Source organism: Intrasporangium sp. DVR (assembly GCF_040365325.1).
In the GTDB taxonomy this organism is placed as follows: Bacteria; Actinomycetota; Actinomycetes; order Actinomycetales; family Dermatophilaceae; genus Intrasporangium.
Genome location: NZ_BAABZW010000005.1, coordinates 362,613 through 384,962, shown reverse-complemented (window position 1 = coordinate 384,962; position 22,350 = coordinate 362,613). Strand labels below are relative to the sequence as shown.

Sequence of the window (22,350 nt, the reverse complement as noted above, 5' to 3'; positions counted from 1 at the left end):
CGTCCCCTTCCACGTCCTGCGTGCCACAGTAGGCGGTTTCGGGCTGGGGATTGCGGGGCCACTCGAGTGGGTGCGCGTGTCGAGTGGCCCGGGTGCGCACATCCGGGCTGGGGATTGCGGGGCCACTCGAGTGGGGAGGGTGGCAGAGTCGGAGCATGGCGAGCGAGCGGATGGACCCGCACCCGATCACCGGGGCGCTCTTCCCCTCACCCGTGCCGCCGGGGACCGGCTGGCCCGGCGACCCGGCCACGACCGAGACGCCGGTGGCGACCACCGCGTCGGAGGTCCGGCGGCTCGCGGCCACGGTGGGCACCGTCCGGGATCTGGACGCGCGCGTGTCCGTCTGCCGAGCCTGTCCGCGCCTCGTGGCCTGGCGCGAGTCCGTGGCGGTGCACGGGCGACGGGCCTCCTTCGCCGACCAGCCCTACTGGGGCCGGCCCGGCCCCTCGTTCGGGGACCCGCTTGCTGACGTGCTCATCGTGGGGCTCGCCCCGGCAGCCAACGGCACGAACCGCACCGGGAGGATGTTCACCGGGGACCGGTCCGGGGACTGGCTCTACGCCGCGCTCCACCGCGCCGGCTACGCCTCCCAGCCCACGTCCGTCGCGGCCGGGGACGGGCTGCAGCTCAAGGGGATCCGCATCGTGGCCACGGTCCGCTGCGCCCCGCCGGCCAACCGGCCCACGACGGAGGAGAAGGCCACCTGTTCGGGTTGGCTCGACCGGGACCTCGAGCTGACCTCAGCGACGCCCACCGGCCTCCGGGCGCTCCTCGCGCTGGGGTCCATCGGCTGGGACGCCACGCTCGGCGCGGCCCGGCGCCTCGGGTGGCAGGTCCCGCGGCCCAAGCCTCGCTTCGGGCACGGCGCTGAGGCCACGCTCGAGCGTCCGGACGGCCATCGCGTGCAGCTGGTCGGCAGCTACCACGTGAGCCAGCAGAACACCTTCACCGGCAAGCTCACCGAGGCCATGCTCGACGCCGTCCTCGCCCGCCTCCAGATTATTGCCCACTGAGCAATATTGCCCAATGGGAAAGATTGTGTGATCCTGACTCCATGACCGAGAAGGGACTGCGGGAGGCCAAACGCCGCGCGACCGCGCACGCCTTGGCAGAGGCTGCGTTCGACCTGGCCGTCGAGCGGGGCGTCGACGGCTTCACCATCGACGACGTCGCGAGGCGGGCGGGGTACTCGCGTCGGACTTTCGCCAACCACTTCTCCTGCAAGGAGGAGGCGATCACCGGGCTCGCGGTCGAGCGACTCCGAGAAGGGCTCGAGACCCTGCCGGCGATGCCGGAGGAGACCCCGCTCCTCGAGTGGCTCATGGCGCTCGCGCGCCACCAGCTCTCGGGAGGGATGCTGTCCCTGCTGCAGCAGCTGCGCGGCATGGCTCGGGATCACCACGGCCTCGAGCCCCATCTCGCCGAGGTTCAGCTCCAGATCCGCCGGACGGCCCTGGACGCGGTCGCAGCCCGAGCCGGGTCCAACGTGTCCCGCCTGTCCAGCCACATCCTCGTCGGCGCTGCCTACGGGGCCTTGATGTCCGTGCTCGACGGTCGGGTGCCGATCCGGCTGCCGGGTGATCCCGAGCCGGCGTCCGAGGACGCGGTCAGCGTCGACGAGTTCCTCGAGACCGTCTTCACGCACCTGCGCAGGGGCTTCTGAGCCGCCCCGTCCAACCCGCCGCGCCGCACCAGGAGCTGCGCGGCTCTCCACCTCGCGGCCGCCGAGCCGCCATGCCGACCTACCCGGAGGACCCTCATGTCCCTGTTGCTCTACCGCCTCGGCCGGATCGCCTACCGGCGGTCGTGGGCCTTCATCGCCCTGTGGCTCATCCTGCTCGGTGGAGGCGTGGGACTCGCCGTCGCCAACGGCGGGGCCACCATCTCCTCGAGCGTCACCATCGACGGGACGCAGGGCCAGGACGTCACGGACCGGCTCCGCGCCGAGCTCCCCCAAGCCGCCGGAGGGCAGGGCACGATCGTCTTCACCGTGCCGGACGGCGAGCGGCTCGATACCGGCGACCGAGCCGGGGGCATCGGTGACGCGGCCGCTGCCATCGCCGACCTGCCGATCGTCGTCGACCGCACCGACCAGACCGGGAAGGTGTCCTCCCGGGACACGGCTGCGGGCGTGACCGAGCCCAGCGGGATCCGCCCGATGGTGGTGGGCGGGCAGCCCGTCCCGGGTGTCGTGGTCTCCGAGGACGGCTCAGTGGCGATGCTCCAGATCCAGTTCACCGAGCAGGTGCAGGACCTCCCTGAGGGGTCGGTCGAGCAGGTGACCGGGCTCGCCGAGGAAGCGACGGCTGGCCTGGGTGTCGAGGTGCTGACGACCGAGTCGCTCAAGCCGCACGAGGCCCCGGTCGGCGGCCACGAGGCGCTCGGCCTCGGCGTCGCCGCCCTCGTGCTGCTCCTCACGCTCGGCTCCCTCCGGGCCGCCGGCCTACCGCTCCTCACGGCCCTCAACGGGGTCGCTATCGGTCTCGGTGGGGCCTTCGCGCTCTCCCAGACCATCACCCTGACGACCGCGACCCCCGTGCTGGCCCTCATGGTCGGCCTTGCCGTGGGGATCGACTACGCGCTGTTCATCGTCAACCGGCAGCGCCGGCTCATCGTCACCCAGGGTCTGAGCGCCGAGGAGGCCACGAGCCGTGCCATCGGCACCGCCGGCAGCGCAGTCCTCTTCGCCGGCCTCACCGTCGTCATCGCGCTGACCGGGCTCACCCTCATCGGCATCTCCTTCCTCACGACGATGGCCCTCGTCGCCGCGGTCACCGTCGTCCTCGCGGTCCTCGTCGCCCTCACCCTGTTGCCCGCCCTCCTCGGACTCGTCGGCGAGCGCATCGCGAGCGACAAGGCACGCGCCAAGGGCGCCGTGCTCACGACCGAGGAGCACCGTCACCTCGCGCACCGCTGGTCGGGCGCCGTCGTGCGGCACCGGTGGCTCGCCATCGTCGGTGTGGTCGCCGTCCTCGGGGCCGCCGCTGTCCCGGTCACGTCGATGTCGCTCGGCATGCCCAACGGGTCCACCGCCAACCCCGACACGGACGAGCGTCGTGCCTACGACGCCATCACCCGGGGATTCGGCGAGGGCTACAACGCGCCCCTCGTCGTCGTGGCCAGGCCCGAGGAGGGCCGCCGGCTCGGGCAGCAGGACGTCGGTCGGATCGCGGAGGCCCTGCGGGCCACGGCCGACGTGCGGGCGGTCAGCGTCATGGGAGCGGCCCCCGAGGGTGGGACGGCGATCTTCACCGTCATCCCTGCGGAGGGCCCCGACGCCGCCTCGACGTCCGCCCTCGTCGACACGCTGCGCGAGTCGGGCGCGACGGTGACCGGCGCCGAAGGGGTCGCCCTCGGCGTCACGGGCCTGACCGCGGTCAACATCGACATCTCCGAGAAGCTGCGTGACGTGCTTCCCCTCTACATCGGCATCGTCGTCGCGTTGTCGCTCGTCGTCCTGCTCCTCGTGTTCCGCTCGGTCGTCATCCCGGTCAAGGCGACCCTCGGCTTCCTCCTCAGCATCGGGGCGACATTCGGTCTGATGACGGCGATCTTCCAGTGGGGTTGGCTCAAGGACCTCTTCGGCTTCGACACGACCGGGCCGATCCTCAGCTTCCTGCCGATCATGGTCACGGGATCCTCTACGGCCTCGCCATGGACTACGAGATGTTCCTGGTCAGCTCGATGCGTGAGGCGCACGTCCACGGCCACCGCGGCCGCGACGCCATCGTCCACGGCTTCGACCAGGCGAGCCGGGTCGTCGTCGCCGCGGCGGTCATCATGGTCTCGGTCTTCGCCGGCTTCATCTTCAGCAGCGACCCGACGATCAAGCAGTTCGGGCTCGCGCTCGCCGTCGGCATCCTCGTCGACGCCTTCCTCGTCCGGATGACCCTCGTCCCTGCGGTCATGTCGGTCCTCGGCGAGGCCGCCTGGTGGCTGCCGCGCCGCCTCGGCGCGCTGCTGCCCAACCTCGACGTCGAGGGCGACCCGCTCAAGCGTCACCTGGCCGAGGGCTCCGACCGCCCGCGCCGCCACGGCGCCCTCCGCACGCGGGTCGTGCGTCACCCTGTGCCGACGCCTCTCGTCGGCAACGGCCATCACCCCGAAGGAGCACGTCCCATGGCCTTCCAGATCCCCCCGTCCCGCAAGGGCCTGCGCGAGAACCGTTTCGAGTTCACCCTCGACGGTGCCTCGCTCCACGACCTGCCACTCCTCCCGTATGCCCCCTTGGTGGCCGTCGAGGCCTTGGAGGAGGGGCGTGCGCTCTCCGCGGTCCTCACCGCGTGTGACTCCGACGATGCCCGCGACGTCATCCGCCAGCTCGACGCGGACCAGTTCGGCGCGTTCGTCGAGGCCTGGGAGGCGGCGTCCCTGGACCGGGGCGAGCGGGCCGGGAGCGCCCGACCGCGCGCCGCTGCAGAGCCGGTGCACTGAGCGCCCACCCCCGGGCATCGTGCGAGCTACCGTGAGGACATGTTCCAGCCGCCGTACTACGAGAGTGCCGTCGAGAAGGCGATCCGCGAGGCCCAGGAGCGCGGCGACTTCGACAACCTCCCCGGTGCCGGCAAGCCGCTCAACCTGGACGACTCCGACGACCCGGACTGGTGGATCAAGCGCTACGCGGCCCGGGAGAACCTCGACCTCGGCGGAGCGCTCCCCGGTCCGCTGGCCCTCCGCAAGGAGGCCGCCGGCTATCCCGACTCGCTGGTCGACGTGAGCAGGGAGCAGAACGTCCGCGAGATCATCGAGGACTACAACAAGCGGGTGCTGGCCGACCGGCTGCGGCCAGCGGTCGGCAACCTCCCGCCGCTGCTGGCCAGGACGCTCGACGTCGAGGAGATGGTCGAGGGGTGGCGGCGGGTCCGCGCGGAGCAGCAGGCGCAGCGGGCGGCCGCCGCGGCTGCGGCCCAGCAGGAGGCCGGCCCGTCGACCGAGCCGCGTCCTTCGTGGTGGCGCCGGCTGCGTCGGCGCAGCTGACCCGGCCGACCACGAGAGCCGCCGTATGCCGCTGAGCCGGCCCAGCGGCGTACGGCACCTCAGTGGGTGGCCGAGTGGTCGTGGTCGACGAAGCGGATCAGGTCGGCCACGGACTCGACGATCCGGCTCGGCCGGTAGGGGAAGGTCTCGACCTGCTCACGGCGCGTCGACCCGGTGAGGACGAGGACGGTGCGCAGTCCCGCCTCGAGCCCCGAGACGATGTCGGTGTCCATCCGGTCGCCGACCATGATCGTCGTCTCGGAGTGGGCGGCGAGGCGGTTCAGTGCGCTGCGCATCATGAGCGGGTTCGGCTTGCCGACGTAGTAGGGCTGGCGCCCGGTCGCGGTCGAGATGAGGGCTGCGACGGAGCCGGTGGCCGGGAGGGTGCCGAAGGGGCTCGGCCCGCTCGGGTCCGGGTTGGTCGCGATGAAGCGGGCGCCCTTCTCGATGAGCCGGATCGCCCTGGTGATCGACTCGAAGGAGTAGGTCCTGGTCTCCCCGAGGACGACGTAGTCGGGATCGCGCTCGGTCATGACGAAGCCGATGTCGTGCATGGCCGTGAGCAGGCCCGCCTCGCCCACGACGTAGGCGCTCCCGCCACCGCGCTGGTCGGCGAGGAACTGCGCGGTCGCGAGCGCCGACGTCCACAGGGCGTCCTCGGGGACGTCGATGCCGCTGGCCAGCAGGCGGGCGCGCAGGTCCCGCGGAGTGAAGATCGAGTTGTTCGTCAGGACGAGGAACCGCTTGCCCGAGACCCGCAGCGCCCGCACGAAGTCCGCCGCCCCCGGGATGGCCTGCTCCTCGTGGACGAGCACGCCGTCCATGTCGGTCAGCCACGTCTCGACGGGTCGATGCTCGCTCATGTCCGCAATTGTGCTGGACGACGGATCGGCGACGACGGCTACCGTGGGACCGACCGTCGACGAGGAGGGTGACACGTGATGGATCAGGCCACCGGCGCCCGGCGGGGACTCGTCCAGGTCGCGCAGCGCGCGGAGGACCTCGGCCGGGCGAGCGCCTTCTACGCCGACCTCCTGGGCGCCGAGCCGCTGGCGACGTTCGACCCGCCCGGACTGGTGTTCTTCGACCTGGGCGGGGTGCGGCTCCTCCTCGACCGTGGAGCGCCGAGCTCCCTGCTCTACCTTTTCGTCGCCGACATCGACTCGACGGTCGAGCGGCTCCGAGCGGCAGGCACGCACATCGAGACCGAGCCGCACGTGATCTTCGGGCACGAGGACGACACGCTGGGTCCCGCCGGCACCGACGAGTGGATGGCGTTCATCCGGGACTCGGAGGGCAACCTCGTCGGCCTGGTCGAGCAGCGGCTCCGCCCCTGACGGTGTCGCGATGTCGATCCGGCGCGGAGCTGTTGCGTCGTCTGGGCCACCGTGCGGAGGCTGCGGAGGCCTACGATCGAGCGATTCGCCTCACCGACAACCAGGTCGAGCGCGCCCACCTCCAGCGCCGTCGCGCCACCCTGGACCCACCCGACTAGATTTGCCCGCATGACCGCCCTCCACCCCTCCGCGCCCACCGGCCTCGCCGAGCCGTGGGGCGGACGGAGCCGGGTCAGCGACCTGGGTGGCCCGGTGCACTGGGTCGACTTCACCGAGGCGTATGCCGCTGGGCCCGGTTCCCCGGGTCAGCCCCCTCCCAGCGAGGTCGGGTCTGCGGCGCCTCTCGTCCTCGTCCATGGGCTGGGCGGCTCCCACCTCAACTGGGTGCACGTCGCCCCGGCGCTGGCCGAGCACCGCCGCGTCGTCGCCATCGACCTGGCCGGCTTCGGCCTCACGCCGGCGGCCGGCCGCGACACGGGGGTGCGCGCCAACGCCGCGCTGCTCGGACGGTTCGTCGACGAGGTCCTCGGCGAGCCGGCCGTCCTCGTCGGCAACTCGATGGGCGGGATGGTGTCGATCATGCTGGCCCACTCCCGGCCCGAGCGCGTCGCGGGCCTCGTGCTCGTCGACCCGTCGGTGCCGAGTGGTGTGAGCAGCCTCGACCGGCTCGTCGCCCTCCAGTTCGGTGTCTACGCGACGCCGCTCGTCGGCGAGCAGTTCCTCGTCCGGATGCGCCGGCGCTACACGACCGAGCAGCGCGTCACCGGCACGATCCGGCTCTGCTTCGCCGACGCTTCCCGCGCCGATGCGGCCGTCCTCGCGGCGGGGGCCGCCCTCCTGTCCTATCGCGACGAGCTGGCCCGCCCCGAGGCAGAGTTCCTCCGGGCCGCGAGGTCGCTGCTCACGGTGCTCCGTCGCGGACGGGCGTACTCCGACCTGATCCGCAGCGTCGCGGCGCCGGTTCTGCTCATCCACGGCGAGCAGGACCGGCTCGTGCCCGTCGCTGCGGCACGCCGCATCGCTGCCGCCAACCCCCACTGGGAGACCGAGTGGCTCGCCGACGTCGGCCACACCCCCCAGCTCGAGGCGCCCGAGCGCTTCGTCGAGATCGTCAACCGCTGGCTCGGGAGCCCAGCCGGTGACCCCACGCCTCGGCGCGGTCCAGCTCGCCGTCCTTGAGCGGGCCGTCGGTGTCCTCGACCCAGAACGTCTCGCCCTGCTCGGCGCGCCGGAAGCCGCGGGACCGCAGTGCCTTGACGGCGGACCTCGCCGCCGACCCGGGCATGAGCCTGACCTTGACCCGCGTGTCGAAGGTGACGACGGCAGCTCCGCACGGGGGGCGACAGCGTCGATCCACTCACGGATGCCGGTGCGCACGTGCTCCTGGGCGCCCTTGGTCTCGGCGTCCTTCCGCGTCGACGCACGGGTCATGCTGAAGGCGTGGGTCGGCCCTCCGAGGATGAGCAGGCTGACGTCCTCGGGGATGACGCCGGGTGCGTCGTCCGAGCGCAGCAGTCCCACCTCGACCGGCCGGTCGCGCGTCAGTCCGCGCTTGACGGCCTCCGCAACGGCCCTCGTGTTGCCGAACAGGGACTCGTGGATGATGAGTGCCTTCATGGCCGACCCCCTCCGTCTGCAGTCCCACGCTAGACGGAGCGGCTCCTGCCGGCGGCGGTTCGTGATCCATCAGACGCGGGGCCGGGTCGGGAAGCGGCCCGGCGCACAATGGACGAGCGGCGAGAGCCAGAGCCGCGTACGAGGAGAGCCACGGAGGAGACCGCGGATGGACGCCAAGGACTGGGACGAGCGCTACGCGACAGCGGATCTGGTCTGGTCCGCCGATCCCAACCGCTTCGTCGAGGAGATCGTCACTCCGTTCACGCCGGGCACGGCCATCGACATCGCTGCGGGCGAGGGCCGCAACGCCCTCTGGCTCGTCCAGCAGGGGTGGCGGGTCACGGCGACCGACTACTCCAGTGTCGCGGTCGAGCGGATGCGAGCCCGGGCTGCCGCCGTCCTCGGGGAGGAGGCGGGTCGGCTGACCCCGCTCGTCGCCGACGCCACCGTGGCCGCGCCGGGCGGCCCAGCGGCATACGACCTCGTGCTCTTCTGCTACCTCCAGCTCCCCGCGTCTGAGCTGGCGACCGCCCTGCGCCACGGTGTCGAGGCCGCCCGGCCGGGCGGTCACGTCCTCGTCGTCGGGCACGCCGGCCGCAACCTCACCGAGGGCTGGGGCGGGCCGAGCTCCCGCGAGGTGCTCTACGACCCGGACGAGGTCGTCGACGCCACTGACGGGCTGCCCGTCGTCGTCGAGCACGCGGACATCCGGGTGCGCCCCGTGGAGACGGAGGAGGGGCCGCGCGAGGCCCTCGACACCGTCGTCCTGCTCCGGCGCGCCTGACCCCGCGGTCGAGGGAGTCTGCTTCCTTCCGTCAGGCCGTGGACGCCGGGCGCCGGATGGTGGCCCGGATGAAGTCGATGACGTCGTCCAGGACCTCCTCCTGGTTCGTCTCGTTGAAGATCTCGTGCCGCGCGCCGGGGTAGGACTTCGACGACGCATGGCGACCTGCCAGCGTGGCCCAACCCGCCCTGGTGTCGGCCATGGGCACGAGCTCGTCAGCCTCGCCGTGCAACCAGAGGATGGGGTCGTCGACGGCGCCGGCGGCGGTGGTCATCCGCAGCGCCTCCTGGATCGCCTCGAGTGTGGGCCGCTTGAACGGCCCGTGCCAGACCCGCTGGTCGGCGACGTAGGCCGCTCCCACGGCCGGGTCGCGGCTCAGCGTCGAGGGGTCGATCGGGTCCTCCGGGATCTGCTCGGCGGCCAGCAGGCTCTCGGCAGCCCGCCACCGGCCGAGGACGGGAGCGGACAGGACGATGGCCGCGAGGCCGTCGCCCCATCGCTGGGCGTAGCGGGCGGCGATGAGCCCGCCCAGCGAGTGGCCGATGAGCACGACCGGAAGGGTCGGGTGCTCCATCCGGGCGCGGGCCTCGAGGACGTGCACGTCCTCCTCGACCTCCTGGAAGCTGTCGATGAGGACCGGCTCGCCGTCGCTCCGCCCGTGCCCGACGTGGTCATTCGCGTAGACCACGGCGCCGTCGTCGACGAGACGTGCCGCGACGTGCTCGTAGCGGCCGCTGTGCTCGCCGTAGCCGTGGACGAGGAGGACGACGTAGTCCGGCTCGTCCCGGCCGTCCGCCCATCGTCGACCGACGATCGTGCCGGCGTGGCCTTCGAATGACAGCTCGCTCGACTCCATGCCGACACCTTCGCCGCGCAACGGCACCATGGCAAGGGCCTCGCGGCGGCTCGAGTGTCGGAGACCCATACCCGCCGGGGTATTATGAGAAGATCTGACACAACTTTCAAGCACAGGAGGAAGCCATGGAGCTCGACGCTGCGGAGATGCAGTCGGTGATCCGTCGTCTCAACCGGGCCCGTGGCCAGCTCGGGGGCATCGTCAAGATGATCGAGGAGGGCCGCGACTGCCGTGACATCGTCACCCAGCTCGCCGCCGTGTCGAAGGCCGTCGACCGCGCCGGGTTCGCCGTCATCGCGACCGGCCTCAAGGAGTGCATCACCAATCCCGACGGCGAGACGATGGACGTCGGCGACATGGAGAAGCTCTTCCTGTCGCTCGCCTGAGGGAAAGGTCACACCGCCCGGCGGATAAGTCAGGCCGCAGGGGTGGACGGCAGGACCCGCGAGGACGACCATGGTAGCCACCGGAGGAGGCCACCATGGATGCCAGTTCAGACACCACGATGTTCCCCGCCACGCCAGCCACGGCTGAGTCGGCACCGACCGATCAGGGCACGACGACCAACGGTGAGTTCACCGAGCACATCGAGCGCGTGCGGGCCCACCGGGCCGAGCTGCGCGACGCCGTCACGGGTCTCGACCGGGCGCTCGAGGCCCCGATCGCCCAAGGTGACGCCTGGCGGGACCGGGTGCGCGGCGCCCTCTCGGAGCTGGCCCATGACTTCGACGACCACATCGCCATCACCGAGAGCTCCGGCGGCATCTACGACCGGGCCATGCGGACCGCCCCGCGCCTGAGCGGCGCCGTCAACCGGCTCCTCGCGGAGCACGAGGCGTTCCACGAGCAGATCCACCGCCACCTCTCCGCCCTCGAGCAGGGTGCGCAGCTCCCGGACCTGTCCGCCTTCCGGGAGGAGCTGACCACTCTGGTCGGCCGGCTCGTCCGGCACCGGCAGGCCGGTGGCGACCTGGTCTACGAGGCCTACAACGTCGACCTCGGCGGCATGGGCTGACCCTGCTCCCTCAGGTGAACTGCGGCCGCAGCGGATAACCCGACGTGCCCGACTCGCTCGTCCGCGTCGCGAGGACCTGGTGCAGCTGGATGCCGTTGTCCTCGAAGCCCAGCCGTGAACCGGCGAGATAGAGGCCCCACACCCGTGCCCGGCCGAGGCCGGCGAGGGCGACGCAGTCGTCCCAGTGCTTGGAGAGGTTGGCGCTCCAGCCGGCGAGGGTGAGGGCGTAGTGCTCGCGGAGGTTCTCGTGGTGCTTCACCTCGAGGCCCTCGTCCTCCATCACCCGGACGATCTCACCGGAGCCGGTCAGCTCCCCGTCCGGGAACACGTAGCGGTTGATGAAGCCGCGGGTCGGCAGCCCGGGGTTCTTGTTGTCCGGCCGGGTGATGCAGTGGTTGAGCAGACGCCCCTCGTCCCGGAGATGGTCGCGCAGGAAGCGGAAGTACGAAGGGTAGTTCTTGACGCCGATGTGCTCGGTCAGACCGATGGAGCTGATCGCGTCGAACCCACGCTCGGTGACGTCGCGGTAGTCGGCGTGCCGCACCTCGGCCCGCCCCTCGAGGCCGTCGCGCCGGATGGCCTCCTGCGCCCACCTGGCCTGCTCGCGGGACAGGGTCACCCCGAGAGCCGTGACGCCGTAGTGCTGCACGGCATGGCGGACCATGCCGCCCCACCCGCAGCCGACGTCGAGCAGCCGCATCCCCGGCTCGAGACCGAGCTTGCGCGCGACGAGGTCGTACTTGGCGAACTGGGCGTCCTCGAGCGTCGTCTCCGGTGTCTCGAAGACCGCACAGGTGTAGGTCATCGACGGGCCGAGGACGTACTCGTAGAAGTCGTTGCCGACGTCGTAGTGGTGGTGGATCGCCTCCGCGTCGCGGCGCCGGCCGTGCCGCACTCCGTAGGCGAGGCGGCGCAGCTGGCTCGGGGTCTCCTCGGGCGGCAGCTCGGGAACGGCGATCCCGGTCGAGCGGACGACACCGAGCAGCTCGCGGAGGTCCCGCCACGCGGGCAGCTTCGCCCGGAAGTCGCCGCCCAGGTGCTTGACCACGTCGTAGGGGTTGCCCTCGTCCATCCCGTCGATGGTGAGGTCGCCGCGGATGTAGGCGCGGGCCGCACCGAGCTCGCCCGGGGCCGTCAACAGGTAGCTGAGGGCCCGCGGTGAGTGGAGTCGCACCGTGAGGCCGTCACTGGGGCCCCCGGCGGAACCGTCCCAGGCGACGACGCGCAGGTGCGCGTCCGCGCCGAGGATGCGCTCGAATGCCTGACCGACCGAGATCGTCATCGTGCCTGCACCGCCTTCTCGTAGAGGGTTGGGAAGCGTCCGCGTGGGTCGTAGCGGCGCTTGGCGGCGGCGATGGCCTCGCCGCCGTAGAGGCGCGCGAAGGTCGCCTCGTCGTAGTACGCGTCGGAGTAGAGCGACTTGTGGCCCCCGAGCTCGGTCACCTTCGCCTCGATGGCGCGGTTGACGTCGCCGGGCCGTGCGCCGGGTTGGATCTCGACCGACGACCAGAACCCGACGTTGACGTAGGGGACGCCCGAATGCATCGGATAGAGCGGCCACGGGGGAGTCCCGCGGTCGGTCGGCTCGTCCGACGGCGGCCGTATGCCGCTGGGCTCGCTCCCGCTCGCCGGTGCCCTGCGCAGCTGGATCGGACACACCCAGACCGGGTCGATGGGGACGTGGCTGAGGAACCAGGTGAGGAACTCCGCGGTCCGGTCGAGGGGGATCTCGACGTCCTGGATGACCCGCTCACGGGGGAGGTGGCCGCGCTTGGCGTCGATGGCGGCCATGACGCCGTGACGCTGCTCGAAGGCGACGATCTTCCAGTAGACGTCGCTGCGCAGCTTGTCCTTCGGCCACAGCCGCCGGATCGTGGGGTGCTGCGCGCCGAACGCCCGAGAGCACCAGAACCAGTCGGTGTCCCAGCGCCACAGGTAGTCGTGGGCGGTCAGCACGTCGGTCCGCCGCTCCTGGATCGAGCGGTAGTAGATGCGGTCACGGGTGTAGTCGCTCGGCCCCGCTTGCCCCTCGATGCGATCGGACCAGTGGCCGAGGGTCAGGTAGGACTCGCGCGGCTCGAAGACGACGCCGTCGACGAAGTCCACCCGGTGGCCGTCCCAGACGCGCGCCTCCATGACGGTCCGCACCGCGTCGGTGAGCGCGTCGACGCTGTCGAACCGGACGTGCCGGAGGGCGACGTAGGGCGCCGCGGGCTCGAGCTCGATGACCAGGTCGAGGACGTAGCCGAGCGAGCCGTAGGAGTTCGGGAACGTGTGGAAGAGATCTGCGTGCTCGTTGTCCGCGGTCGCCGTGACGACCTCACCACGGCCGTCCACGCCGGCGGTGAGGATGCGCATCTCCCGGACCGACTCGTGGGGCAGGCCGTTGCGGAAGGACGACGCCTCGATCCCGAGCCCGGTGACGGCGCCACCGATGGTGATGGTGCGCAGCTGCGGCACGACGAGCGGGACGAATCCCCTTGGCAGCAGGGCGTCGACGAGCTCCTCGTAGGTCGTGAGCCCGCCGACGCGAGCGGTTCGCGACGCAGCGTCGACCTCGAAGACCCCCCGGAAGGCTGAGAGGTCGAGGCCGGAGCGAACGCGGTTGCGGGCCGATCCGTGCCGGAACAGGTTGGAGGTCCGCTTGGCCAGGCGCACCGGCTGGTCGGGGGGCAGGGAGGCGAACTCCCGGGCTGCTGCCTCGATGGAGTGGACGATGCGATCGACTGCCACGCTCGTCGGCATGGTTCGAGTCAACCAAAGGCTCTCGCGGATTCCAACGGGGAATTCGTCCCGGACCATGGTGAGACGCGAGAAATGTGCGGACCCGGGTGCCCAGTTGCATACGAGCACGGTTGAATTGGCTCATGAAGCGCCGGGCTGCGCCCAGCTGGTCACGGATGAAGGGTCATTGATGGAACCCAACGCACTCCACGACGATCCCGCCGCGATGAAGATGTGGCAGCCGGTCGACCCGACCGGCCCGGAGCCGCAGCCGGTGGTGGAGGCCGAAGCGGTGGTGGAGCCTGCGCTGGCTGAGCCTGTGCTGGCGGAGCCCGCGCCCGTGCACCGCGCCACCGCCTCCGACTTCAGTGAGGCCGCGGTCCTCGGACGCCGCGGCCAGGCGGCCCGGACCGGCTGGCGGCACGTTCTCACCGACCTCACCGGCGGCCGGCTCCGCCTGCCCCCGAGCCTGTCCGAGATGCGCCGCAACCAGCTGATGAACCGCGTCCGCACCCCCTTCGACGGAACGCGGCGCATCGTCGTCATGAGCCGCAAGGGGGGCGTCGGCAAGACGACCGTCACCGTCGGTGTCGGCTCGACCTTCGCGTCCGTGCGGGGTGACCGCGTCGTGGCCGTCGACGCGAACCCCGATGCGGGCAACCTCGCCCACCGGATCGCGGGGGACTGTCAGCGCACCATCACCGACCTGCTCGCCGACTCGGGACGGGTGCGTTCCTTCGCCCAGGTCCGCGGCTACACCTCGCAGTGCCTCGAGTCACGACTCGAGGTGCTCGCCTCCGACGACGACGCGCGGATCGCGCAGGCCCTCGACCGGGACGCGTATCGCCAGGTCGTCTCCCTGCTGGACCACTTCTACAACCTCATCCTCCTCGACACCGGGACCGGCATCCTCGACAGCGCCAACCAGGGCCTGATCCACGAGGCGGACCAGCTGGTTCTCGTCGTGCGACCCGCCCTCGACGGCGCCAAGGCCGGCGCGCAGACCCTCGACTGGCTGGAGGAGCACGGCCACGAGGAGCTGGTCCGGTCCGCGGTCGTCGTCGTCAACGGCATCGAGCGCGAGACCGACCCGATCGTCGGCTTCACCCGGAAGCACTTCGAGAGCCGCTGCCGCCAGGTGACGACGGTCCCGTGGGACCGGACCCTGGAGGCCGGGGGCCGCACGACCCCGTCGGCGTTGCACCGCAGGACCCGTCGCGCGTTCCTCGACGTCGCCGCGGCCCTGGCCGACGGCTTCTCGGAGGAGCCGCTCGCCCGGGAGTCGCGCGACGCGGCGAGCCACGGCTTCACCTTCGGCCCGCTGCCGCCGGTGGATCAGGCCGACTGAGGGCGCCCGCGCCGGGCCCGAGTGTGCACCTCGTGCCACCTCATCCCGGCCACGGGTCCGGTCCGCCCCCTGGATTCCGGCTGGACGCGGAGCGGAGTGGGGGCACACTGATGGGGTGCCCACGTCGAACCAGTGGATCGCGTTCCTCATCGCCTCCATCCTGTTCATCCAGGTCCCGGGCCCGAGCCTGCTGTTCACCATCGGGCGCGCCCTGACCGTCGGGCGTCGCGAGGCGCTCCTGTCCGTCGTCGGGAACGGCCTCGGCATCACCACCCAGGTGCTCCTCGTCGCCGTCGGGCTCGGCGCGGTGGTGGCGGCCAGCGCCACGGCCTACACGGTCGTCAAGGTCGCCGGAGCCGGCTACGTCATCTGGCTCGGCATCCAGGCGATCCGGGACCGGGCCGCTGCCCGCGCCGCTCTCGGCGGCCAGGTCGCCACGAAGCAGGGCCATGCGCTGCGGATCGGCTTCGTCGTGGGGGTGACCAACCCCAAGACGATCCTCTTCTTCATCGCCTTCCTCCCCCAGTTCACCAATGCGCGGGCCGGCCATGTCGGCGCGCAGATGGCGGTGCTCGGCGTGGCCTTCGGCGCGATGGCCATCTGCTCGGACAGCGTGTGGGCCGTGGTCGCGGGCAAGGCTCGGGAGTGGTTCGCGCGCAAGCCGAAGCGGCTCGACCAGCTGGGTGCCACCGGCGGTTCGATGATGGTCGGCCTCGGCGTGATGATGCTCGCCCGCGAGTAGTCCGCGGCTCACCTCGTCCAGGGCCGCAGCTTGTCCGGGTTGCGCACCGCCCAGATGTGCCGGATGCGGTGGCCCGCGACCTCGAAGGCCATCACCGTCACGACCGCGCCGTCCTGCTCGAGAACCAGGCCGGGCGCCCCGTTGACGGTGCGCTCGACGAGGGCGAGACCCGGCACGTGCTGCGCCAGGTCGAGGACGGTCCGGGCGACCTGCTCGCGGCCCTCGATCGGCCGGAGCTCGGCTGACACCCGTCCACCGCCGTCGGCGATCGCGATGGCCGACGGGTCGAGGATGCCGAGGAGAGCGGGGATGTCCCGGGCCTCCCAGGCCCTCTTGAACTCCCTCACGATGGCAGCCTGTCCGGCCATCGACGCCGCCGGCGCCTGCGCTGCCCGGAGGCGAGCTCGGGCCGACGATGCGAGCTGACGACACGCCGCAGGTGTCCGGCCGACGATGTCGGCCACCTCGCCGAAGGGGTAGCCGAAGACGTCATGGAGGATGAACGCCACTCGCTCCGCCGGGGTCATCGAGTCGAGCAGGACGAGGAAGGCCATGTTGACCGACTCGTCGAGCGTGACCCGGTCGGCCGGGTCCGCCGGTTGGGCCGGGCCGCGCGGGTCCGCCCACTCGGCCCGGTCGGGGAGGGGCTCGGGGATCCACTCCCCGACGTAGCGTTCCCGCCGGTGCCGGGCGGACCGCAGCTCGTCGAGGCAGATCCGGCTGGCGACCTTCATCAACCACGCGCCCGGTGACTCGATCGCTTCGCGGTCCGGCGCCCGCATGGCATACCACCGGGCGTAGGTCTCCTGGACGACGTCCTCCGCGTCGGCGAAGGAGCCGAGCAGCCGGTAGGCGAGGTTGACCAGCTGGCGCCGCTCATCGAGCAGGCCGGGGAGGTCCGCGTCCGGACCCCCGCCCGGACCCCGGCCCGGACCCGGCCCGCTGGTCTCAGGTGTGGTCGTCATCTCGCACGGCTCTCCCCGCTCGGCGTCGCTCCTCACCCGTCCGACGAGACAGCCGGCGCGAATGTCAGATCGACGCCTGACATCCGCAGGGCCTGCCTCGTCGGGAGGGGGACAGGCCGGGACGGCCCGGCAGGAGCAACACCACCAATCATGACCCGACCCAGGGAGGTCCGACATGAGCACCACATCCACGTCCGGCACCGGCCACCTCGCGTCCCCCGCGCCGGGGCGGTCCGCCCGGACGGTCATCGCGGCCGGGGCGGGCATCGCCGCCCTCGTCAACGCGGGACTCTGGCTCGCGGGACGCGCCGCGGACGTGTCCTTCCGGACGAGGCCACCGATGACCGACAGCGACCTGACCGTCGGCCTGGCCGCGATCGTCCTCGCCACGGTGGTCATGTTCGGCCTGGGGTCCTGGCTGCTCACCCGGGCAGCGCGGCGATCGCCCCGATGGGCGGCGCGACTGCTGGTGGCTGCGGCCGCGTTCGCCGCGCTGTCCGTGATCGGTCCCCTGACGACTGCGTACGAGGGCTCGAGCGCAGCCCTGCTCGCCTCGATGCACCTCGTGACGGGGGCAGTGTTCCTCTTCACGGCCACCCGGGGACGCGGCCGCTGAGCCGCGCACTCTCGTGCTGCCCCGGCGCCGCGGGCCCGGCTGGCGAGTCAGGCGCGCAGCTTCGCCAGCCGCGACTCGAGCCCGGCCCTCCGGTGGGCGTTCCCCTCGAGCTCCACATACCGGCTCCCGAACGCCGCGAGGAGCGCGTCGTCGAGGTGCCGCACCGCGCCGGGCGGGTACTTGTAGCCCATCCGCGCGGTGATGAGCGCGGTGTCGACGGGAGCGAGCACCTGGTCCAGCGACTCGACGTCGGTGATGTCGAGCTCACGGAGCAGCCCGGAGATCCAGGCGTAGTGGTCGGTGCGGGACCACCCGGCGTCGGCGTACTTGCCGGCGAGGAACTTGGCGAGGTCCTGGGAGCCGATCTGCGCCTCTGCGGGAGGCTGGCCCTCCTGCGGCTCGGCGGGGATGGCGACCTGCAGGCGGTCGCGGATCGCCGCGAACTCCCGGTCGGCGAGCTCGAGCAGGCCAGCCGCCAGCGTGAATCGCCGGTCGAGGTCGGACGCATGCTCCTCGGGCACCGTCCCCTTGTAGCGGATGTCGTGCTCGAACTCCGCCCACGCGTGCTGGAGCACCGTCCGGATCTGCACCGAGGCGCTCAGTCGGCGCAACGGCTCGTAGGTCGCCGGCACGGTCCGGCTCGCATCGACGGCGACGAGCAGGTGCCGGCTCGCGTATCCCCACCGACCCGCCCGGGCCGTCTCGAGCCCGAGGTCCCGGTCGTCGAGCACCGCGAGCTCCTGGGCGAGCAGGTCCGCGACAGCCGTGACGTCGGCCTGCACGTAGGTGATCACCCGGACGCCGATCGCGTCGGTGATGTCCTCGATCGGGTTGGGGTGCAGGGGGACGCCGTCAGCCATTCGCTCGGCCTTGCCCCTGAAGGATGCGACGGACTTGGTCCGCCCCGACACGCTGAGGTAGTTGATGCCGGCGTCGTCGAGCAGCGCCTGGACCATCTCGACGTAGAGTCCGGTGGCCTCGACGAGCCGCGGGTAGCGCTCCCGGTACTCCGCGGCGGCCCGCTCGGCGACCGCCTGGTGATCACTGCGCCTCGACATGCCCACCATCCTGCCCTGCCCGTCCGGGGCCCAGTAGCGTCGGTGCTGCAGACCGCAGGAAGGAGCGAGATGACGCAACCACCCGACGGGCCGCGCACGCCCGCCGAGATCAAGGCGTGGGTCGAGTCGCTCAGCGCCGACCAGGTGATGACGTTGGCCGAGTCGATGATGACCGACACCGTCGGCCAGGCACTCGGGACGAGCGGGCTCGAGGCCTTCGGCGATCGGAACCCTCCCATCGAGCTCCCCGCGCCCCCGCGCCAACCCGTCCTGCTCACCATCAGGGTGGCCCTCGACGACACGGAGCCGCAGGTCTGGAGACGGCTCTGCGTCCCGGGCGCGCTCCACCTGGGTGAGGTGCACGACGCCCTGCAGCAGGCGATGGGCTGGAGTGAGTCCCACCTGCACCGGTTCAGCCTCGGTCCGGCCCACTCGGGGCCCTACTTCGTCACGGACTTCGACCAGTCGGAGGGAGACGCAGGCACACCGGAGACCGACGCGCGTCTCGACCAGGTCCTCCGTGAGCCCGGCGACCGGCTCACCTACGAGTACGACCTCGGCGACGGCTGGACCCACACCATCACCCTCGAGCAGGTCGACCCGCTCCCCGACCCGGCCGACCCGGCGGCGAGCGCCGACCCGGGAGCGAGCCCAGCGGCATACCCGCTCGTCTGTCTCGGGGGCGAGCGAGCCTGCCCGCCCGAGGACGTCGGCGGCGTCCCCGGCTACGAGGAGGCCGCCGAGTGGGTGCGGCGCGGACGCAACCGACGGCACACCTTCGACAACGGGCTCTCCGGCGAGGAGATGGAGGGGTGGCTGCCCGACGGCTGGGATCCCGACCACTTCGACGTCGACGAGGTCAACGCAGCGTTGGCCCGGCTCGCCCCGCGGGACCTCGACACAGCCCTGGCCCAGCTGCCCCCCACCGTCCGGCAGCTCATCGGGCGCCTCTCGCGGCCGGCGCGATTCGAGCTCGACGACTGGCTCGCAGCCCCCGCGTGGGCCGAGCCCGCGACGTTCACCGACGCCGAGGCCCTCGCCCTGACGACCGGCTACCGAGTCCTGCTCGACGCCGTCGGCGACGGGATCACCCTGACCGCGGCGGGCTACCTGCCGCCGCGCGTGGTCTCCCGGATCTTCGCCGAGGCCCGGCTGGCCGAGGACTGGATCGGGGCGGGCAACCGCGAGGACCTCACCCCGCCGGTCGGGGACCTGCGGGACCGCGCCCGCCGCGCCGGTCTCGTGCGCCGGCTCAAGGGACGCCTGCTACCCACCGCCAAGGGGCGTCGCCTCCGTGACGATCCCCCGGCCCTGCTCGACGTGGTCCTGACGCAGCTCGCCCGTGAGGGGGAGCAGTTCGATCGGCTCGCGAGCGCCCTCTGGCTCGTGGCGTCGGTGCACCATCCGAGCACGGACAGGCGGGCGTCGACCAGCGACGAGGACATCGCTGCAGTCGCCGACCTGCTCTCGGTGGCCGGCTGGCGCGACGGCGAGGGCTACCCGCTCGAGGACCGCCACGTCTCAGGGGCCATCTGGGAGACGATGTACGCCGTCAAGCAGATGGTCCGCGGTGCGGGGATCGAGCCGGCCGAGGCAGCCGACGTGACCCGCCGCCTGGCTCGCGCGGTCCTGCGCCGGATGGAGTGACGGCCCCCGAGCCGGTCACTCACCAGCCGCGGAGGCGGAGGACGACGCCCGCGTGGTCGGACGGCCACAGCCCGGTCAGCGGGTCGCGGTCGGCGACCTCGTCACCGGTGATGAACCCGTGGTCGACCTCGAGCGGGTCGCCGTCGAGGGTGTGCGAGAAGACCATGTCGATCCGGTGGTCGATGCCGACGGGGGTCTCGTCGTCGACGAGCTCGGACAGGCCGGAGGTCCAGCCCTCCTCGGCCGGTGCCCACTCGAGCCACTGGTCGGTGTAGCCGCCCGGCCCGGTGATGAGCTCGTACGGGTCGTTGTGCTGGACGTTGTTGTCGTTCGGCTTCACGGAGTCGTCGAGCGGGTCGGAGTTGCAGTCGCAGACGAACACGGTGGTCCGGTCGCCGGCGGTCGCCTCGGCCACCGTCTGCTGCGCCTGGAGCAGCGCGAGCGTCGAGCTGAACGCCTCGAAGTGGCTGTTGACGAAGCGGAGCTGCCGCTTCCCGGCGAGGACGTCGACCCACTGGTAGCCCCGCGAGAAGTTGAGCTGGATGCCGGCGATCGACACGGGCAGGTTGGCGTCGAAGATCTGGTCGCCCTTCGCCGTGACCCGGAAGGAGTTGTCGGCCTTCTTGAGGATGACGTCGTGCATGGTCAGCCGGACGTTGCGCAGGTTCTGGCCGGTCGGGGTGAAGGCGGGCGCCTCGACGTCGGCGCGGGTGCCGATGTTGACCGCGTCGTACTCTGCGCCGAGCGACTCCAGGTCGTCGAGGAGGAGCTGGAGGAAGTCGTAGTCGACCGTGGTCGCGCTCGGGTGGGCGATCGCCGCGGGGTTGAACGGCCCGGACCGCCACAGGGCCACCTCCTGGAGGCCGACGAAGTCGGGCTCGGCGTCGGCGATCTCGCTCGCGAGCAGCTTGGAGCGCACCGGGAAGTTGGTCTGGTCGACGATGCGGCGCGTGGCGTCGGTCGCGACCGCGAGGGCCGTGATGATCGACTGCTGCGTGGCGCCGTCCTGCGCTGCCGCCCGCTGCGCCGCCAGGACGGGGCGGTTGATGTCGGCGCCCAGGTAGATGTTGCGGGTCATCACCGTCAGCGGCCTGCTCGGCCGGGCACCGGCCCGGTCGGCTGCGCCGTCGGTGGCCTGGGCCGGCGCGACGAGCAGCGGGAGCGCGACCAGCGCCCCCACCGCCGCCGCCAGGCCCGCGCGAATCCGTGAGACGTGCATGTGGTCCTCCCCATTGAGTCGGTGAGGGCGAGCCTGCTCCTCGCAGGGGCATGATGCAACGGTTTCGCCACAACCCGAGGCCGTATGCCGCTGGGCTCAGCGGGCGCCGCTCGTGCCGGGGGCGCGTCGGCGGGCTTGGTGGACGAGCGAGGCCCCGACGATGCCGAGGGCCCACAGGGTGTGGACGCCGGTGACGACGAGGAGTCCGAGCGTCGCCACGAAGGCGGTGGCTGCAGTCCACCAGCCGAGGCTGAGACGGGGGAGGAGCCGCAGGGCAGCGCCCGTCCCCATGACGTAGACGAGGGTGAAGCAGCCGGTCGCGAGGAGCATGAGCGGGGTCAGCCCGAGGTCGAGCACTCCGGTGACGAGGAGCGAGAGGCCGGCGCCGAGCGTGAGCAGGCCCAGGCTGCGGCGGGGCACCTCGCCCGCGGCGCTGCCCTTGGCCAGCACGGCCGGGAGCGCCCCGTCGCGGGCCAGCGCGGCGCCGAGCCGGGAGCCACCGGCGAAGTACGCGTTCATCGCGCCGAGCGTCAGCATCACCGCGGCGACCGCGGTGACGACCCGGGCACCGTCGCCGACCGCGACGGCGAGCAGGTCGGACAGCGGCGCCTTGCTCGTCCCGGTGGCCGGGCCGAGCACGAGGACGCTCGTCGCCGCGAGCCCGAGATAGAGCACCCCGACGACCGTGACGGCGATCCCCGCCGCGCGGGGCACGTCGCGTCGCGGGTTGCGGTACTCACCGGAGAGGGGCGCGACCGCCTCCCAGCCGGCGAAGCCCCACACGAGGACGGCTGCGGCCGTTCCGACGGCGCCCCACCCCTCGGGGGCGAACGGCGTCAGGTGCGCCCGGTCGCCCCGGGGCAGGGACACGGAGATCGTGACGACCATGAGCAGGGCGAGGGTGGTGGCGAGGGCCAGCTGCACCCTCCCGGAGAGGCGGAGCCCGGCGGCGTTCATCGCCCCCGTGCCGAGGATGAGGACCGCTGCCACGGTCAGGGTCGTCGCCCGACCGCCGCCCACCACGTCGGCGACGTAGCTGCCCGCCATCATCGACGCCGGCGGCGCTCCCACCGGTACGGCGAAGTAGAAGCACCAGCCGACCGCCCCCGCCGCGCGGTCACCGAACGCGCGCCGGACGTACGTCGACACGCCTCCGGTGTCCGGAAATCGGGCGCCGAGCGCAGCGAAGGTGGCCGCGAGGGGGATGGACAGCAGCACGAGAGCGGCCCACGCGACGAGGGAGGCCGGGCCGGCGACCTCGGCGGCCAGCGCAGGCAACGTGATGACGCCGGTGCCGAGCACGGCACCGACCGACAGCGCGGCACCCTGCGCGACCGTGAGCCGACCGTGGCCACCGGGCGTGGCGGACGTCGTGTCCGAGGTGCTGGGTGTCGAGGTCGCCGCTGCCGTGGCCGCACGCGTGGAGAGTGCCATGCGTCAATCGT

22 protein-coding genes and 1 pseudogene are annotated in these 22,350 nt (G+C 72.1%); 14 read left to right on the top strand and 9 right to left on the bottom strand.

Going from position 1 to position 22,350, the window contains the following annotated elements:
- Positions 1-155 precede the first annotated feature (155 nt).
- The 5 genes and pseudogenes from ABWV20_RS06345 to ABWV20_RS06325 all read left to right on the top strand — a co-directional run bounded on the left by ABWV20_RS06345 (position 156) and on the right by ABWV20_RS06325 (position 4,977).
- On the top strand, positions 156-1,013 hold the full coding sequence (locus ABWV20_RS06345; protein ID WP_353353984.1) for a uracil-DNA glycosylase: 858 nt from the start codon (positions 156-158) through the stop codon (positions 1,011-1,013).
- 41 nt (positions 1,014-1,054) lie between these two features.
- The gene (locus tag ABWV20_RS06340) at positions 1,055-1,663 is read left to right on the top strand and encodes a TetR/AcrR family transcriptional regulator (RefSeq protein ID WP_353353983.1); all 609 of its coding nucleotides are present in this window, start codon (positions 1,055-1,057) and stop codon (positions 1,661-1,663) included.
- A gap of 96 nt (positions 1,664-1,759) precedes the next feature.
- Positions 1,760-3,499 (top strand): annotated as a pseudogene (locus ABWV20_RS06335) (MMPL family transporter); the annotation flags it as partial.
- Between the two features lie 155 nt (positions 3,500-3,654).
- Positions 3,655-4,434: an MMPL family transporter gene (locus tag ABWV20_RS06330; RefSeq protein WP_353353982.1), complete on the top strand. Its 780-nt coding sequence runs from the start codon at positions 3,655-3,657 to the stop codon at positions 4,432-4,434.
- 39 nt (positions 4,435-4,473) lie between these two features.
- Complete coding sequence (locus tag ABWV20_RS06325; protein WP_353353981.1) at positions 4,474-4,977, top strand: DnaJ family domain-containing protein; 504 nt, start codon at positions 4,474-4,476, stop codon at positions 4,975-4,977.
- Positions 4,978-5,036: 59 nt separating this feature from the next.
- Here ABWV20_RS06325 and ABWV20_RS06320 read toward each other — a convergent pair whose 3' ends face one another.
- Positions 5,037-5,840, bottom strand: a complete 804-nt coding sequence (locus ABWV20_RS06320; protein WP_353353980.1) for an HAD-IIA family hydrolase — start codon at positions 5,838-5,840, stop codon at positions 5,037-5,039.
- Between the two features lie 78 nt (positions 5,841-5,918).
- On the opposite strand from ABWV20_RS06320, the gene ABWV20_RS06315 reads away from it, so the two are divergent.
- Positions 5,919-6,314, top strand: coding sequence for a VOC family protein (locus ABWV20_RS06315; RefSeq protein WP_353353979.1), 396 nt, complete (start codon positions 5,919-5,921; stop codon positions 6,312-6,314).
- Positions 6,315-6,482: 168 nt separating this feature from the next.
- On the top strand, positions 6,483-7,493 hold the full coding sequence (locus ABWV20_RS06310) for an alpha/beta fold hydrolase (RefSeq protein ID WP_353353978.1): 1,011 nt from the start codon (positions 6,483-6,485) through the stop codon (positions 7,491-7,493).
- Here ABWV20_RS06310 and ABWV20_RS06305 read toward each other — a convergent pair.
- Positions 7,426-7,599: a hypothetical protein gene (locus ABWV20_RS06305; RefSeq protein WP_353353977.1), complete on the bottom strand. Its 174-nt coding sequence runs from the start codon at positions 7,597-7,599 to the stop codon at positions 7,426-7,428. The genes ABWV20_RS06310 and ABWV20_RS06305 overlap by 68 nt on opposite strands.
- Positions 7,600-8,097: 498 nt before the next feature.
- Between ABWV20_RS06305 and ABWV20_RS06300 the strand changes: the two genes are divergently transcribed.
- Positions 8,098-8,715: a class I SAM-dependent methyltransferase gene (locus tag ABWV20_RS06300; protein WP_353353976.1), complete on the top strand. Its 618-nt coding sequence runs from the start codon at positions 8,098-8,100 to the stop codon at positions 8,713-8,715.
- A 31-nt stretch (positions 8,716-8,746) separates the two neighbouring features.
- Here the strand turns inward: ABWV20_RS06300 and ABWV20_RS06295 are convergent, their stop codons facing one another.
- Positions 8,747-9,571 (bottom strand): alpha/beta hydrolase, encoded by an 825-nt coding sequence (locus ABWV20_RS06295; protein ID WP_353353975.1) that lies wholly within the window; start codon positions 9,569-9,571, stop codon positions 8,747-8,749.
- Between the two features lie 125 nt (positions 9,572-9,696).
- Here ABWV20_RS06295 and ABWV20_RS06290 point away from each other — a divergent pair, with 125 nt between their 5' ends.
- Positions 9,697-9,957, top strand: coding sequence for a metal-sensitive transcriptional regulator (locus ABWV20_RS06290; RefSeq protein WP_353353974.1), 261 nt, complete (start codon positions 9,697-9,699; stop codon positions 9,955-9,957).
- A 95-nt stretch (positions 9,958-10,052) separates the two neighbouring features.
- Complete coding sequence (locus tag ABWV20_RS06285) at positions 10,053-10,586, top strand: hemerythrin domain-containing protein (protein ID WP_353353973.1); 534 nt, start codon at positions 10,053-10,055, stop codon at positions 10,584-10,586.
- Positions 10,587-10,596: 10 nt separating this feature from the next.
- Here the strand turns inward: ABWV20_RS06285 and ABWV20_RS06280 are convergent, their stop codons facing one another.
- A complete protein-coding gene (locus tag ABWV20_RS06280; RefSeq protein ID WP_353353972.1) occupies positions 10,597-11,868 on the bottom strand; it encodes a class I SAM-dependent methyltransferase in 1,272 nt (423 codons plus the stop codon).
- Positions 11,865-13,331 (bottom strand): FAD-binding oxidoreductase, encoded by a 1,467-nt coding sequence (locus tag ABWV20_RS06275; protein WP_353353971.1) that lies wholly within the window; start codon positions 13,329-13,331, stop codon positions 11,865-11,867. Before ABWV20_RS06275 ends, ABWV20_RS06280 begins: the two co-directional genes overlap by 4 nt.
- A 169-nt stretch (positions 13,332-13,500) precedes the next feature.
- Here ABWV20_RS06275 and ABWV20_RS06270 point away from each other — a divergent pair, with 169 nt between their 5' ends.
- Positions 13,501-14,658, top strand: a complete 1,158-nt coding sequence (locus tag ABWV20_RS06270) for a MinD/ParA family ATP-binding protein (RefSeq protein WP_353353970.1) — start codon at positions 13,501-13,503, stop codon at positions 14,656-14,658.
- A 115-nt stretch (positions 14,659-14,773) separates the two neighbouring features.
- Positions 14,774-15,400, top strand: coding sequence for a LysE family translocator (locus tag ABWV20_RS06265; RefSeq protein ID WP_353353969.1), 627 nt, complete (start codon positions 14,774-14,776; stop codon positions 15,398-15,400).
- An 8-nt stretch (positions 15,401-15,408) separates the two neighbouring features.
- Here ABWV20_RS06265 and sigJ read toward each other — a convergent pair whose 3' ends face one another.
- Positions 15,409-16,365 (bottom strand): RNA polymerase sigma factor SigJ, encoded by a 957-nt coding sequence (sigJ, locus tag ABWV20_RS06260; RefSeq protein ID WP_353353968.1) that lies wholly within the window; start codon positions 16,363-16,365, stop codon positions 15,409-15,411.
- A gap of 175 nt (positions 16,366-16,540) precedes the next feature.
- Between sigJ and ABWV20_RS06255 the strand changes: the two genes are divergently transcribed.
- Positions 16,541-16,981 carry a DUF6069 family protein gene (locus tag ABWV20_RS06255; RefSeq protein WP_353353967.1) on the top strand — a complete coding sequence of 147 codons (441 nt, stop codon included), beginning with the start codon at positions 16,541-16,543 and terminating at the stop codon, positions 16,979-16,981.
- 47 nt (positions 16,982-17,028) lie between these two features.
- Here ABWV20_RS06255 and ABWV20_RS06250 read toward each other — a convergent pair whose 3' ends face one another.
- Entirely contained in the window at positions 17,029-18,039 is a 1,011-nt protein-coding gene (locus ABWV20_RS06250; RefSeq protein ID WP_353353966.1) for a GTP pyrophosphokinase, read from the bottom strand.
- Positions 18,040-18,108: 69 nt separating this feature from the next.
- On the opposite strand from ABWV20_RS06250, the gene ABWV20_RS06245 reads away from it, so the two are divergent.
- Positions 18,109-19,686, top strand: a complete 1,578-nt coding sequence (locus ABWV20_RS06245; RefSeq protein ID WP_353353965.1) for a plasmid pRiA4b ORF-3 family protein — start codon at positions 18,109-18,111, stop codon at positions 19,684-19,686.
- A gap of 19 nt (positions 19,687-19,705) precedes the next feature.
- On the opposite strand, the gene ABWV20_RS06240 is transcribed toward ABWV20_RS06245, so the two are convergent.
- Both ABWV20_RS06240 and ABWV20_RS06235 read right to left on the bottom strand, forming a co-directional pair.
- Positions 19,706-20,905, bottom strand: coding sequence for an exonuclease/endonuclease/phosphatase family protein (locus tag ABWV20_RS06240; protein WP_353353964.1), 1,200 nt, complete (start codon positions 20,903-20,905; stop codon positions 19,706-19,708).
- 96 nt (positions 20,906-21,001) lie between these two features.
- Positions 21,002-22,339, bottom strand: coding sequence for an amino acid permease (locus tag ABWV20_RS06235; protein ID WP_353353963.1), 1,338 nt, complete (start codon positions 22,337-22,339; stop codon positions 21,002-21,004).
- Positions 22,340-22,350: the final 11 nt, after the last annotated feature.

Coding starts and splice junctions, on each gene's coding strand:
- ABWV20_RS06345 (WP_353353984.1), top strand. CDS start 156: ATGGCGAGCGAGCGGATGGACCCGCACCCGATCACCGGGGCGCTCTTC.
- ABWV20_RS06235 (WP_353353963.1), bottom strand. CDS start 22,339: ATGGCACTCTCCACGCGTGCGGCCACGGCAGCGGCGACCTCGACACCC.
- ABWV20_RS06330 (WP_353353982.1), top strand. CDS start 3,655: ATGGACTACGAGATGTTCCTGGTCAGCTCGATGCGTGAGGCGCACGTC.
- ABWV20_RS06295 (WP_353353975.1), bottom strand. CDS start 9,571: ATGGAGTCGAGCGAGCTGTCATTCGAAGGCCACGCCGGCACGATCGTC.
- ABWV20_RS06290 (WP_353353974.1), top strand. CDS start 9,697: ATGGAGCTCGACGCTGCGGAGATGCAGTCGGTGATCCGTCGTCTCAAC.
- ABWV20_RS06320 (WP_353353980.1), bottom strand. CDS start 5,840: ATGAGCGAGCATCGACCCGTCGAGACGTGGCTGACCGACATGGACGGC.
- ABWV20_RS06325 (WP_353353981.1), top strand. CDS start 4,474: ATGTTCCAGCCGCCGTACTACGAGAGTGCCGTCGAGAAGGCGATCCGC.
- ABWV20_RS06255 (WP_353353967.1), top strand. CDS start 16,541: ATGAGCACCACATCCACGTCCGGCACCGGCCACCTCGCGTCCCCCGCG.
- sigJ (WP_353353968.1), bottom strand. CDS start 16,365: ATGACGACCACACCTGAGACCAGCGGGCCGGGTCCGGGCCGGGGTCCG.
- ABWV20_RS06240 (WP_353353964.1), bottom strand. CDS start 20,905: ATGCACGTCTCACGGATTCGCGCGGGCCTGGCGGCGGCGGTGGGGGCG.
- ABWV20_RS06285 (WP_353353973.1), top strand. CDS start 10,053: ATGGATGCCAGTTCAGACACCACGATGTTCCCCGCCACGCCAGCCACG.
- ABWV20_RS06280 (WP_353353972.1), bottom strand. CDS start 11,868: ATGACGATCTCGGTCGGTCAGGCATTCGAGCGCATCCTCGGCGCGGAC.
- ABWV20_RS06310 (WP_353353978.1), top strand. CDS start 6,483: ATGACCGCCCTCCACCCCTCCGCGCCCACCGGCCTCGCCGAGCCGTGG.
- ABWV20_RS06315 (WP_353353979.1), top strand. CDS start 5,919: ATGGATCAGGCCACCGGCGCCCGGCGGGGACTCGTCCAGGTCGCGCAG.
- ABWV20_RS06340 (WP_353353983.1), top strand. CDS start 1,055: ATGACCGAGAAGGGACTGCGGGAGGCCAAACGCCGCGCGACCGCGCAC.
- ABWV20_RS06250 (WP_353353966.1), bottom strand. CDS start 18,039: ATGTCGAGGCGCAGTGATCACCAGGCGGTCGCCGAGCGGGCCGCCGCG.
- ABWV20_RS06270 (WP_353353970.1), top strand. CDS start 13,501: ATGGAACCCAACGCACTCCACGACGATCCCGCCGCGATGAAGATGTGG.
- ABWV20_RS06300 (WP_353353976.1), top strand. CDS start 8,098: ATGGACGCCAAGGACTGGGACGAGCGCTACGCGACAGCGGATCTGGTC.
- ABWV20_RS06305 (WP_353353977.1), bottom strand. CDS start 7,599: ATGCCCGGGTCGGCGGCGAGGTCCGCCGTCAAGGCACTGCGGTCCCGC.
- ABWV20_RS06275 (WP_353353971.1), bottom strand. CDS start 13,331: ATGCCGACGAGCGTGGCAGTCGATCGCATCGTCCACTCCATCGAGGCA.
- ABWV20_RS06245 (WP_353353965.1), top strand. CDS start 18,109: ATGACGCAACCACCCGACGGGCCGCGCACGCCCGCCGAGATCAAGGCG.